General features: G+C 36.0%; 10 protein-coding genes. 5 read left to right on the top strand and 5 right to left on the bottom strand.

Annotated elements, in window-relative coordinates; genetic code table 11:
• Positions 1 to 149 precede the first annotated feature (149 nt).
• Positions 150 to 1,487 (top strand): OmpA family protein, encoded by a 1,338-nt coding sequence (locus tag BWI92_RS10985; RefSeq protein ID WP_095163187.1) that lies wholly within the window; start codon positions 150 to 152, stop codon positions 1,485 to 1,487.
• A 78-nt stretch (positions 1,488 to 1,565) separates the two neighbouring features.
• On the opposite strand, the gene ychF is transcribed toward BWI92_RS10985, so the two are convergent.
• Together ychF and BWI92_RS10975 are read right to left on the bottom strand one after the other, a co-directional pair.
• Positions 1,566 to 2,672, bottom strand: a complete 1,107-nt coding sequence (gene ychF, locus BWI92_RS10980) for a redox-regulated ATPase YchF (protein WP_095163375.1) — start codon at positions 2,670 to 2,672, stop codon at positions 1,566 to 1,568.
• A 267-nt stretch (positions 2,673 to 2,939) separates the two neighbouring features.
• Complete coding sequence (locus BWI92_RS10975; RefSeq protein ID WP_095163185.1) at positions 2,940 to 3,257, bottom strand: DUF3276 family protein; 318 nt, start codon at positions 3,255 to 3,257, stop codon at positions 2,940 to 2,942.
• A 248-nt stretch (positions 3,258 to 3,505) separates the two neighbouring features.
• On the opposite strand from BWI92_RS10975, the gene BWI92_RS10970 reads away from it, so the two are divergent.
• On the top strand, positions 3,506 to 4,111 hold the full coding sequence (locus BWI92_RS10970) for a septal ring lytic transglycosylase RlpA family protein (protein WP_095163184.1): 606 nt from the start codon (positions 3,506 to 3,508) through the stop codon (positions 4,109 to 4,111).
• 337 nt (positions 4,112 to 4,448) lie between these two features.
• Positions 4,449 to 5,348: a DUF58 domain-containing protein gene (locus BWI92_RS10965; protein WP_095163181.1), complete on the top strand. Its 900-nt coding sequence runs from the start codon at positions 4,449 to 4,451 to the stop codon at positions 5,346 to 5,348.
• Between the two features lie 206 nt (positions 5,349 to 5,554).
• Here BWI92_RS10965 and BWI92_RS10960 read toward each other — a convergent pair whose 3' ends face one another.
• Positions 5,555 to 6,919 (bottom strand): TlpA family protein disulfide reductase, encoded by a 1,365-nt coding sequence (locus tag BWI92_RS10960; RefSeq protein WP_095163179.1) that lies wholly within the window; start codon positions 6,917 to 6,919, stop codon positions 5,555 to 5,557.
• Between the two features lie 93 nt (positions 6,920 to 7,012).
• The gene (locus BWI92_RS10955) at positions 7,013 to 8,458 is read right to left on the bottom strand and encodes a DUF4369 domain-containing protein (protein ID WP_095163177.1); all 1,446 of its coding nucleotides are present in this window, start codon (positions 8,456 to 8,458) and stop codon (positions 7,013 to 7,015) included.
• 445 nt (positions 8,459 to 8,903) lie between these two features.
• Between BWI92_RS10955 and BWI92_RS10950 the strand changes: the two genes are divergently transcribed.
• Positions 8,904 to 9,680: a YdcF family protein gene (locus BWI92_RS10950; RefSeq protein ID WP_095163175.1), complete on the top strand. Its 777-nt coding sequence runs from the start codon at positions 8,904 to 8,906 to the stop codon at positions 9,678 to 9,680.
• Between the two features lie 182 nt (positions 9,681 to 9,862).
• Here the strand turns inward: BWI92_RS10950 and pfkA are convergent, their stop codons facing one another.
• The gene (gene pfkA, locus BWI92_RS10945) at positions 9,863 to 10,834 is read right to left on the bottom strand and encodes a 6-phosphofructokinase (protein WP_095163173.1); all 972 of its coding nucleotides are present in this window, start codon (positions 10,832 to 10,834) and stop codon (positions 9,863 to 9,865) included.
• Between the two features lie 678 nt (positions 10,835 to 11,512).
• Between pfkA and BWI92_RS10940 the strand changes: the two genes are divergently transcribed.
• Positions 11,513 to 13,072, top strand: a complete 1,560-nt coding sequence (locus BWI92_RS10940; protein ID WP_095163171.1) for a DUF5723 family protein — start codon at positions 11,513 to 11,515, stop codon at positions 13,070 to 13,072.
• Positions 13,073 to 13,083: the final 11 nt, after the last annotated feature.

Raw genomic sequence — 13,083 nt, 5'->3', positions numbered from 1 at the left:
TTAGGTAAAAGCTCATATCAATCTATAAAAAATATTTTAACGAAAGCCAATAGCTGAAAGCTGAACGCCAAATACTTTAATTTTATAACCCATAGATCTAAAATCATTACTCATTAAGTCCAAACTCAATCAATAATCATATCCGTCTTATGAAAAAACTTCTCATTATTTTAGGATTTGTTCCATTATTCCAAAGTTGTATTAGCATGCAACCAAGCGGAGGATACGGAGGTACAGATAGTGGAAATAGTGGTGGCAATCAATATCCAACTCAAACACCAACACCCCAAAGGTCAAATACGAGTATCCGAATCAACAATGTTCGTTTGACCAATCAATATACCATTTTGGATATGAGCTTCAGAAACTCAGACCCAACTACGCGCGACCCACAAACAGGTCGGGTGAGTACAATCCCAATTGCGATTAGTGCTGAGTCACGATTGCTAGCTTCTAACGGTAGATCATTTCGTTTTATCAAGTCTGAGGGAATTACTATTGCTCCTCAGATGACACAGGTTTCGGCTCAGCAAGAAGTGAATTTTAGTGTTTATTATGAAAGATTAAACCCGGGCATTGAGATTTTCGACTTATTTGAGTGTGAAGATAGCAATGGGACGGAATGTTGGAATTCTTACAATATTCGAGTGAGTAATCCTGCGACTTCACAGAATTATCCTCAACAACCCAACAATACCCAAACCTATCCCAATAATACTCCAACGTATCCGAATAACACACCTAGTTACCCTTCGAATACACCATCCATTCCAGCACCAAGTGGCTCAAATGATACCCCTACTAAAAAACCGAAATCTGGAAAAGTGGGTGAAGTAGACAATAGTACAAAACCAACTGAAGCTAATACCATTTTGGTGATGGGAATTGTACGTGATGCCAAAACGAAGAAAGCAGTCAGTGCAACTATTAATTTTGTCCAAACTAACACCAATAAAAAAGTAGACTCTACCCAAAGTTTTGTGAGCACAGGAATTTATCGCTCTAATCTAACTGCTAATCAATCCTTTGTGATTACTGCCTATGCGAGAGGTTATGCTACATTTACAGAAACTATTGATTTGAGTAAATTGGCGGTTAATGGTAAATTGAATAAAGATATTTACTTAAATCCACTGGCTGTAGGTGATAAAATAACCTTACAGAATATCAATTTCGAACTATCAAAATCAGATTTATTACCAGCCTCTTTTGTAGAACTCGACAAGGTAGTAACCATGATGAAAGATTTTCCACAAATGGAAATCAGACTCGAAGGGCATACTGATGTCGTTGGTGACCCCGATGCCAATCAGGAACTTTCGGAAGAAAGAGTTGAATCTTGTAAAAATTATTTGGTCAAAAAAGGAATAGCGCCAACTCGCATCCAAACGATTGGTTACGGTAGTTCAAAACCTATTATCAAAAGTGGAACTGAAGAGCAACGTAAAGTAAACAGACGTGTCGAAATGAGTGTTTTGAAGATGTAAATCTGAGGAAATTTATTACTAATAAAAAAGGACAGCTCGTGAGGGCTGTCCTTTTTGCATATAACTCAAAATTGTATGCTAAACATTGAAACGGAAGTGCATAATGTCACCATCAGCAACTACATATTCTTTACCTTCCACGTTCATTTTACCCGCTTCTTTACAAGCAGCTTCAGATTTATATTGTTGATAATCAGCCAATTTAATTACCTCGGCACGGATAAAGCCACGTTCAAAGTCGGTGTGAATTACACCTGCTGCAGCAGGAGCTTTCCATCCTTTTTGGATAGTCCAAGCACGAACTTCTTTCACACCAGCGGTGAAATAAGTAATCAAGTTCAACAAAGCATAAGAAGCACGAATCAATTGCGAAAGACCCGACTCTTTCAAGCCATATTCTTCCAAGAACATTTGACGTTCGTCCAAATCCTCAATTTCAGAGATTTGAGACTCAACTGATGCACAAATAACAATAACTTGAGCATTTTCGTCAGCAACTGCTGCTTTCAATTCCTCCACGTATTCGTTTGTACCAGATTGAATCGAAGTCTCATCAACGTTTGCTACATAAATAACAGGTTTGTCAGTCAACAAGAACAAATCACCGATAGCCTCTTCTTTCAAATCAGCGTCTATATCTTGAACCGTTCTAGCTGATTTACCCATTTCCAAAGTCGACTTGTACTGGCTCAAAGCCCCAACAATTTGTCTTGCTTTGGCATCACCAGCTTTGGCAGCACGTTCAAATTTTTGCAATTTTTTATCTACTGACTCAAGATCTTTCAATTGAAGTTCAAGGTCAATGATTTCTTTATCAGAAACTGGGCTAACACGACCTTCAACGTGTACGATATTGTCGTCGTTGAAACAACGTACTACGTGAATAATAGCATCAACCTCACGGATATTTGCCAAAAATTTGTTACCCAAACCAGCACCTTGAGAAGCACCCTTTACCAAACCTGCAATATCTACAAATTCGATTACTGTTGGCAACACACGTTGTGGGTTTACCAATTGCTCGAGAATTTGAAGACGTTCATCTGGAACAGTCACAACACCTACGTTGGGCTCGATGGTACAGAAAGGATAGTTGGCCGCTTCGGCTTTATTAGAAGAAATTGCACTAAACAAAGTAGATTTTCCGACGTTCGGCAAACCTACGATACCGCATTTTAAACCCATTGAAGTTTTGTTATTGATAGGGCCAAGCGAAACAAATTCATCTTGGCGTTTTAAATTCTTTGATTTTGGAGGTGCAAAGTTACATGAATATTCCTGTAACAACAAAAAGCCTCTGAAAAATCAGAGGCTAAGTCTTTTTAGAGAGCATACTAAGTAGAAAAGGTCAATAGTGTAGCAAGTACAGCGTCTTACATAGAGCTGCTCTCTTACGATTCATCATAGCTTGAGTACACTAGAATAAACTTGACCTAGCATTCAATTTTCTGCCTACTCCCACTTTAGTTCACTACCAAAACCTTCGTCTTCTTCACGGTTGAATTGTGAAAAATCTACATCTGGTAACAGTTCATGCTTCACATGATCAACGGCTTCTCTTAAGCCTTCCAAAAACTTATCGAAGTCCTCTTTGTACAAGAACATCTTGTGTTTTTCGTAAGCAAAGCCATCATCTTTTTGGTAGCGACGACTTTCAGTGATGGTAATGTAATAGTCGTTTGAGCGAGTTGATTTCACATCGAAGAAATACGTCCTTTTCCCCGCTCTAATGCGTTTTGAAAACAATTCTTCTCTTTCTCTTTCTTCCACTGTACTATTAAAATTTAGGGTTTATGGATTGGTAAAAGTAAAAATTTTATTGATTCTAACAAAAAAATCGAATAAAATAAAATTTGCATTTTGGACTTTTAAACTAAATATTTATCAATAAAAATATAACAAAACCAATAAATATTTTTATTTTGATTCCAAAAAGCATAGATTTGTAAATAGTGCCTTTTTCTAGTAATAACAAACTCTTTCTCGCACATTCATCAAGTATATACTAATCACTTACAATGAAGAAACAACACTTTGGAATTCTCAAGATTTCGTTGATTCTAACTGTAGCCTCCACTGCAAGTGCACAAAAACTAGGCGACGAATCGTATGGAATTGCCTCTTTTTATGCCAATAGCTTTTATAACAAGCCCACGTCTACTGGTGAGATTTTGAAAGAAAATCAATACACAGCAGCGCATATGACCCTGCCCTTCGGAACCATGTTGGAAGTAACCAATCTTGCCAACAAACGCTTCGTTATTGTACGTATCAACGATCGTGGACCTTACAAACCTGGTCGTATAATTGACCTCACTGAGAACCCAGCTAAGTGGCTCAAAATGAGAAAGGATGGTTTGACTAATGTAAGGCTGAAAGTTGTAGGTTTTGATGGAGATATTATGCTCGAATCATATGACTCTTTGCGCGTAGTAGCCACTCCTAGGTTAGAATCCAAATACTATCAAAAACCTATTTTACAGCATACTAAGTACTACCGTTTGCGAAAAAATTGGCATAAACGTAAATATCCTCATCTCAAAAAAAGGCGTTTGAAGGTAAACTCTTATCTACGAAAATTAGCTAGAAACAGAAAAGCTGAACAAAAAAATAAGCCAAAATAGACGATACTCAAAATAGGAAGGTCCAGACATTTATCACAGTCTTTTAAACAATTTCGATGGCATTTTGTACGTTTAGCACTTGGCGTTGAGGCGACAATCTACCAATAAAACCTATCTTGACTTACAGGTTTTGGATAGAATAAAAATTGTAAATTTTAAAGATAATGATTTTTGTCTTTATTAAACTTTTTTTAGAATTGGGGCGTTGAAGGATAATTCTTAACATTTATCTTTTTTTATGCAGCCTTTTAGACTTTTCTTGCAAAGACATATGCCAGACCAAGAAAGTTTGTAAATTGGCACAATATTAGACTACTGCCTTCTATACAACAAAATTATGGATTTAGCGAAAATCAGAGAATACGGAAATATTGAATTCTTGGCCAAACAAATGGTTGAGGGATTTATTACAGGTCTACATAAGTCTCCATTTCATGGCTTTTCAGTAGAATTTGCCGAACATAGATTATACAATACTGGCGAAAGTACGCGGCATATTGACTGGAAAGTTTATGCCAAAACCGACCGTATTTATACCAAGCGCTATGAAGAGGAAACTAATTTACGTTGCCATTTGCTAATAGACACTTCATCCTCAATGTATTATCCTGCGCCTAGTTATGGCAAAATCACTTTTTCCATTATGGCTGCAGGGGCACTGGCATATATGCTTCAGAAACAAAAAGATGCTGTTAGCTTAACCACCTTTTCGGATAAAGTAGAAATTCAAACTCCTATAAAATCAACACCAACGCATATCCACAAGATACTTTTGGATTTACAGGAGTTGATGCAAAAGCCTGACGCTTCAAAAAGTACAGGCGTCGCATCTGTGATTCATGAAATTGCAGAGAAAATACATCGTCGTTCGTTGGTGATTTTGTTTAGTGATATGTTTGACAATATCACCGAATCAGAAAAGCTGTTTTCAGCACTCCAACACCTCAAACATAATATGCATGAGGTATTGATTTTTCATGTTACGGACAAAAAAACCGAGTCAGATTTCGCTTTTGAAGATCGTCCTTATGAATTTATTGACTTAGAAACAAACGAAAAGATTAAGTTGAATCCTGCACAAGTAAAAGATGATTATCAAAGAGTATTACAAAGTTTTTATCATAACTTAAAGCTTCGTTGCGGGCAATATAAAATTGATTTTATTGAAGCGGATATAGCACAAGGTTTCGAACAAATACTTTCAGCTTATTTGGTTAAACGAGCTAAAATGAGGTAAAAATAGGAATCATTCTTAATTGAGTGAATGAGTGATTCTTTTATCAATCTGTATTCTAGCTGTAGAGACGCAATGTTTTACATCTTAGACCTAATTGGTTATAACATAGAAATATCAAAAAAGCGGTCAGAAAACAGTTTTCGATCGCTTTTTTTGATAAAAATTTGGAGAATAATCTAAATTCAAAAATTCGGTATAATTCATATTCACTTTCCTAAATACCTCACTACAATTTGTTCCATATCTTCAATCGCTAGATTTCCTTTGCCGACAATTCTTTTCTCTTTATCCAAAATATAAATTGTTGGAGTATATTGAGCATCAAACTCTTGGAAAAAGTTGACATTCCCTGTCTGATCAATCACATTGACAAAATCTTGGGTTTGATAATGTTTGATAAATTCTCCCCACGTATCCAAATCATTACCAAAAATTGGAGCAAAAACCTGCAAGCCTTTATCGGCGTATCTTCTATGTAATTGCACTAATTGTGGGGTAAAATTCTTACAATGACCGCAATCAGCTGCGTAAATATATAATATGGTACAATCCGCTTTTTGAGCGTGTAAAGTCTGTTCCTTGCCTGCCAAATCAGTCAATTTTACATCAGGTATTTTACTGCCTATCAAAAGCTTTTCTAGATAAAACACTCTTTCTTTTACTAATTTGATAGTGTTTTCATCCCATAATTGAGGTTCTTGCAGATAGTACTTTTTCATCATATATACAAAAACTGCATCATGCCCCATGGTTTTGCTTGTCTCGAAAAAACCTGTTGTTTTTGTAATCAAATATTTCCGCATAGCGGTATTTCGCCCAGCTTTTTCAATAATCTTATTGGATAGAATGATCAAAGAATCTATTGGCAAAAAGGTAAGAGGCTCAAAATAGCTTGCCACATTTTGATGGATATAAGGCGTGCGAATCATTCGGTCGTCGGTCAAATCAAAATTATCGAAGAAATGATTGACGAAAAACTTATTAGACCAAAGCGGGTCTTCTAGTCCATTGGATAATTTAGGTGCTTGTGGCAAATCCATTGGCATGGTCGCTTTGATGAGCTTTGACGCAAATGTACCTGCAAATGCCGTAACAAACTTTTTACGATACTGCTCTAACTCATATTGTATTGCATATTTTTTATTGATAGAAACCGAATCTGTTTTAGCTTCTAACAACGCTATTTTAGCGCCTTCTCTGACAATTTTCTGTTGGTAGCTATAAAACAAGTCATTTTCTCTTGACCCTGTAAACTTAATGGTATTAACTAGGTCTTTGGCATCTGCTTCAAACGAAAATTGCTGCTCCACAACCAGAATATCAATACTTTTCCAACCTCCAATCATTAGGTTATATAGTCCAGGTTCTAAGTTTTGTTTTGCCTGAAATACCACTACTCCATTGGCATTTACTTTCGCAGAATCTTGAACATAGTTTACGTCTTCGTAATAGTAAGTCAAATAGCAAACAGAATCTCGAAGGTTTTTAAATTTTGCTTCAATGCGAAATTGGGCAAAAAGCTGGCTAGATAAACAAACGAATGAAATGGTTAGTAGGTAAAAATATTTCATAAAACTAGTGATAAGTATGGTTGAAACGGAGGGCTAATACTACAGCATCCAAAAATAACAAATGGCACAGCTTGGTGGGCTGTGCCATTCGAATTATTTTTTAATATTTTGTTTTTTATGGAAATCTATAAAATCCTCGATTTGTTCGAGTGGCAGACGCTTGGCTATAATTTTTTTGTCTTTGTCCAGCACATAAATCACTGGAGTAGCGTACACATCAAAAAGATTTTTAAAATCGGTATAGTATTCTTCCTTGCCTGTCTGAGGATTTTTATGAATATCTATCCCATTAATCATCGATTCAAACTTAAACTCTTTGATAAACTTCTTCCATTTAGGAGCACTACGATCAATAGATGCGGCTAATACTCTAACATTTTTCTGTTTAAGGGCAGGATACATTTTTGCCAATTTAGGAGCGGATTCTCTACAATGGCTACATTCTGGGTCGTAAATAAATACCACAGTATAATCAGCAGGAATACGACGAATATCAATTTCTCTTCCGAGGGTATCTGTCAAATACATATCAGGAAAAGGCTTGCCATTTAATAAAGGTTTTACAATCGCAATTCTTTCTTTCATTTTGCGCACTGTACTTGTATCCCAAAGTGCTGGCTCGCCAATGTAGTATTTTTCAGCCATGTGAACAAAAGCGCCATCTACACCCAAAATTTTAGGGTTTTCGTACGAACTAGTGATTTTATATATCGTGTAACGACGAATATCTCTTCCTTTTACTTTTGATAAAATTTTATCAGCCTCAAGTGAAATTGAATCTGATTGTTGAACCGTCAAGTCCTCAAAATATCTTTCTAATTTTTTCTGATAAAATGGCGTTCTCATCAAGCGCTCATCACCCAAGTCGAAGTTGTCCCAGAAATGTGACTTATAATAAGAGAACTGAAACTGATACATTGCCGACGAGTCAGCTTTAGTAACTATGGGTTTGCCATAGGCTGGAACTTCTGGTTCTTGCGCAGCTTTAATCAATTTTACCACAAATGAACCTTTATTTTGTTCTAACCAAGTCTTCTGAAATGACTCTATGTCAGTTTGTTGTTTTTTGAATGCTGCCTCAGAACCAGCATCTTTCTTTTGGCGACGCATAGCGTCTAATTGTTTGAGTTTTTCAAACTTTGAAGACATTTCTTGTTGAAAGCCAAAAAATAATTCATTTTCTTTCGAGCCAGTTACTTTCATTTTTCCAATTAGATTGGTCGTATCTGTTTCAAAAGAAAAATTGGTATTACCAATCACCACGTCCAAGTATTTGCCTTTGGGTAAAGCAATCAAATACAAACCTTCTGGTAATTCTTTTGTGCCTTTAAAATGAAATTGTCCGTAACTATCTACTTTTGCAGTATCTTTTATGACTTGTTGGTTGTACCCAAAATAATGCGCAAGAAAGACAGTTGTATCTTTAATGCCATTAATTTTTCCTTTGATTGAAAAACTGCTTGGTGTTTGGGCAAAGCTTTGTGAACCGAACAATAGGACAAGAAGGAATAGAAAAATTTGTTTAGAATAATGCTTCATTGTATGTAAGTAAGATTGAAATAACAATTTATGTAAGTTAATATTGTATATCGAGCCAAGTGTAATTTTTATCTAAATCCTGTTCATCGAACTCTTACACAGGAATAGCAAATGGGGAGTTACAGTCCTGCTAAGTAATAGTATAAAGTAAGATTGCCTAGGCACTAGGCAAAGAATTTTAAACTTTTTTTAATAGCCAAAGACATGCTTTTTACAAAAGCCCAGCGCCGAGAGCCGATATCTGAAAGCCTAGTGTCAAACGCTATTATGAATAATATTATCAAAGTAAACCAAGTGAAATTCTGTAATATGCCAAAAGCACTTGATTATTTCCTCTATTTTAGATTCGAATTTACAAATTTATCTAAACTTCCTTTCAGATGAATAGGAAGCCTGCCAAATACTTTCAAATTTATCTGTAAGACATATTTATCCCTATCAAACGATGTTTTTTATCCTTTCCAAACTCTTGTTTTATATTTTCATGCCTATTAGCTTGATTACGATAACGCTTATTTGGGGCATTATCACCAAATCTTTGAGGCTTAAGAAAATACTACTTTGCACAAGTTTAGGAATCCTGCTACTATTAGGAAACAGTACAATTGTCAACTGGGGATATCATTTATGGGAAACTCCTCCTCCAACAAGTCCATTCGCTCAACGATATGATGTTGGAATTATTATTTCGGGAGGCATGATGATGAATCGTGAGTGTAATCGTGAACAAATTTTTTCAGGAAAAACTGCTGATAGATTTCTTCAACCTTTGAGAATGTATAAAAGAGGGCTATTGAAAAAAATTATTATTTCGGGCGGCGATGTCAGCATCAATCCATTGAATAATGAACACGATTCTGAAACTGCTAAAACGCAACAGATTTTAATCGAATTAGGGATAAAACCAGAGGATATTCTCTTAGAGACTAAAGCACGTAATACGAGAGAAAATGCCCTTTATTGTGCTCAAATTTTACATAATTTTCCTCAACTCAAAACAAGTGTACTATTTACCTCCGCCTTTCATGGACGAAGAGCAATAGGTTGTTTTCAAAAAGCTGGTCTGAATACCACTTTATACAGTTGTGCCATAAGAGCAATAGACATAGGATATACACCCGATACACTTTTTATACCGAGTGAACAAGCCTTAGCTGAGGCTTATCAGTTAATCCACGAAATAATTGGGTATTGCGTTTACAGGGCAATGGGATATTGCTAAAAGAAAGGATAAAGATGTAAGGTTACCATCAACTTTTGAGTGAAAAGTACATAGTGAAAAACTCACTACCACTCTTCACCCGAAAAATTTTATTTTACAGAAAATCTGTAAAACCTTATTTCAGTATTGCATGGCTAGAGCTTTGGCACAATGCCATGAGCTCTAGTTTTTGATTTAGAATCTTATCGAAGAATCGATGCCATTCTCAACAAATCACTATTGATTAATTTTTTCTTGGTAATTGTGTCGTGGAATGGTGTGTAAATCAACTCATCATTTACGATACCAGCCATTACATTTTTCTGTCCATTCAACAATCCTTCTAATGCACCAAGACCCAAACGGCTTGACAAAATACGGTCATAAGCAGTTGGACTACCACCACGTTGGATGTGACCTAAGTTGGTAACACGGATATCTACAGGTACATCGATAGTTGCTTTAATTTTTTCTGCAACCTCAGCTGCATGACCTTCCTCGTCACCCTCTGCTACAATTACAATAGAAGAAGATTTCTTTCTATCAAAACCAGCTTTCAAAACAGATACCACATCCTCTACCGTTTGTCTTTCTTCAGGAATCAAGATAGACTCGGCACCACCAGAAATACCAGACTGCATAGCGATATAACCAGAGTCACGGCCCATTACTTCGATAAAGAAGATACGATCATGCGAATCAGCTGTATCACGGATTTTGTCGATGGCATCCAAAGCTGTATTTACAGCAGTATCAAAACCAATGGTGTAATCAGTACCATACAAATCGTTATCAATGGTTCCTGGTGCTCCAACCGTTGGAATTTGGAATTCGTTAAAGAAAATCTCAGCTCCTGTAAAAGTACCGTTACCACCAATAGCAATAAGGCCATCGATACCATGTGCTTTTAGCTGATCATAGCCTTTTTTACGACCTTCGGGAGTCATAAACTCTTTTGAACGAGCTGATTTCAGGATAGTACCACCACGTTGAACGATGTTACTAACTGATTGAGAATTAAGAGGAATGATATCACCTTTGATCATTCCGTTGTAGCCTCGGATAATTCCGAACATCTCTAGGCCATAATGTAAACCCCCACGTACAACCGCTCTAATACAAGCATTCATACCCGGAGCATCACCCCCAGAGGTAAATACTGCGACTCTTTTCATATAGACAATTTATTATTTTTAGTCGGTTAAGCTAAATCCCAAATATTATTTGCTTTTTATGCAAATCACTGCAAATTTATTGCTTAAAAATGAGGTTTCGAATCATTTTCGCAAAAAAATAGCGCAAACAGTTGCAAAAGCATTAATTATATTATTTTTCCAATTTTTATATAATTTTTCACTTCAAAAATAATATACTTAGAAATATCCAAGACCTCACTTAAAATTATACAACAATTTTACGAGTATTTTTTGACTCTAAAAAAAATCTCTTCATTTATCCCAAATCATTATTTGATTAATCCAAGACAAACCATATTTAGAAATAGACTCGTTTTAACTTTGGTTTTACTACGGTAAATACCAATATTTAAACGTTTAATCAAAACGTTTTGCAAAGTAACAGACTAATTAACGAATTTTGTCTTGAATTAGGGGTTAGAATAAAATTAAATTATCAAAAAGAAACTAAAATGGCTTTATAAAATTATCATACAATAATGAATCTATATTTAGAGTTTAATATTCAGTCCGATAGAATTGAAGCTCTTTCGAATAAATTAAACCAACCTTATTACATTTGCACCCACAAATAAGTATTATACTTTATTCCTCTCACACCGACTCGTTACCCATACATAAATCAATCGTTAAAACAACTCATAGGCTTTATAATACATGTTAAAAAGATTACTTGCCCTAATAGGTATAGGTATTTGCTTCTTGCCAACTATCTCACAAGCGCAACAATGGTTGGGTATTGCCAACAGTAACTATGCAGGTACAAATGCGATCTATGTAAATCCTGCTAATGTTACAGATTCTCGATATAAGTTTTATTTGAATATTGCTGCCAACGATGCATTTGCTACCAATAGCTATTTTGGATGGAATGCGCCTTATTCGTATTTATCAATGTTTACCAATAGCGTTTCTGATACTTATCGTAATGCAAAAGGGGTAATTGTTTATAAAGATGAATATTTGACTCCCAACCCCAATGGCTCAATTGAGTCTGTATACGCACTTACCGATACACGTGGACCTTCGGCTCTATACACCATCAACGAAACTCGTTCTGTAGCATTGACAACACGTGTGCGTGCAGGCATGAGCGCTACCAATGTAGATAGTGATTTTGCACAGGCTATGTATTATGGCATTGACAACGTCCAACCAAGTACCATAGGGTATGACCTCAAAAACATGATGGTCAATCTTAATAGCTATGCAGAAGTTGGAATAACCTATGGACAAACGTTAGTCGACAATGATGAAGAATATATCAAGGTTGGTGTAACGGCGAAACGATTAGCGGGAATATATGCGGCTTATGCTCTCATTAATGAAGCCAATTATCAAATTATACCTGATTTTAGAAACCCTGTAAATAATACCCTACTGATTAATTCGCTGAAGCTTCAATACGGTTATACAGATGAAGATGCCTTGAAAAATGCCAGTCCTTCATTAGGTTGGTTGTTGGGAGGAGACGCAGCAGGTGGTGGCTGGGGCTTAGATCTTGGATTTGTGTATGAATATCGTCCTGATATAAGCAAATACACTTATAGAGAAAAAGGAAGGCGAAAACTCGATGCGAGCAAAAACAAATACAAATATAAGTTTGGAGCATCGCTCAATGATATTGGATACCTCAATTACAATAACCAATTCTATGCTAACAGCTGGGATTTATCTATTAATAATACATCCTTTACAAGAGAAGATTTTAGAGGCTCTCGCGGATTTGATGCTTTGTTTAATCAAATCAACAATAAATTAGGAGCAGGACCTGGTAACAATGAGCAACAGTTCATGACAATTTTGCCAGCTACCTTGCAAGTCACCGCAGATTATCAAGTAAAACCTCACGTATATGTGGCGGGGTATTGGGTTCAAAATCTAACTACTAGCAAAACCAGAGGACTAAGAACACCCTCCTTGCTAAGTATTACCCCACGATACGAAAGAAAATGGGTAGAGGTAAGTATGCCTTTAGTATTGTTCGATAATTACAGCAAATTTGGTTTTGGTTTAGCAACAAGACTTGGGCCAGTATTCATAGGTACAGATAACCTAGGTTCATTATTGAACTTGGGCAATCCCAAAGGATTTGATGCGTATTTTGGAGTAAATTTACCGATATACAGCAAAGGGCCAACCCTCCCAAATTCATGCTGGTATGAAGAGGACAGCGAAAAATCTATTTTCCAGAAAATGATGTTTTGGAAGAGATAAAAAACATTTAT

This window comes from Flectobacillus sp. BAB-3569 (assembly GCF_002270355.1).
In the GTDB taxonomy this organism is placed as follows: domain Bacteria; phylum Bacteroidota; class Bacteroidia; order Cytophagales; family Spirosomataceae; genus Flectobacillus; species Flectobacillus roseus.
The sequence above is the reverse complement of the archived record's forward strand: the minus strand, read 5'-3'. Positions and strand labels throughout refer to the sequence as shown.

Excerpts from the sequence above, each read along its gene's own strand:
- BWI92_RS10985 (WP_095163187.1), top strand. The coding sequence starts at position 150 with ATGAAAAAACTTCTCATTATTTTAGGATTTGTTCCATTATTCCAAAGT.
- ychF (WP_095163375.1), bottom strand. The coding sequence starts at position 2,672 with ATGGGTTTAAAATGCGGTATCGTAGGTTTGCCGAACGTCGGAAAATCT.
- BWI92_RS10970 (WP_095163184.1), top strand. The coding sequence starts at position 3,506 with ATGAAGAAACAACACTTTGGAATTCTCAAGATTTCGTTGATTCTAACT.
- BWI92_RS10965 (WP_095163181.1), top strand. The coding sequence starts at position 4,449 with ATGGATTTAGCGAAAATCAGAGAATACGGAAATATTGAATTCTTGGCC.
- BWI92_RS10960 (WP_095163179.1), bottom strand. The coding sequence starts at position 6,919 with ATGAAATATTTTTACCTACTAACCATTTCATTCGTTTGTTTATCTAGC.
- BWI92_RS10955 (WP_095163177.1), bottom strand. The coding sequence starts at position 8,458 with ATGAAGCATTATTCTAAACAAATTTTTCTATTCCTTCTTGTCCTATTG.
- BWI92_RS10950 (WP_095163175.1), top strand. The coding sequence starts at position 8,904 with ATGTTTTTTATCCTTTCCAAACTCTTGTTTTATATTTTCATGCCTATT.
- pfkA (WP_095163173.1), bottom strand. The coding sequence starts at position 10,834 with ATGAAAAGAGTCGCAGTATTTACCTCTGGGGGTGATGCTCCGGGTATG.
- BWI92_RS10940 (WP_095163171.1), top strand. The coding sequence starts at position 11,513 with ATGTTAAAAAGATTACTTGCCCTAATAGGTATAGGTATTTGCTTCTTG.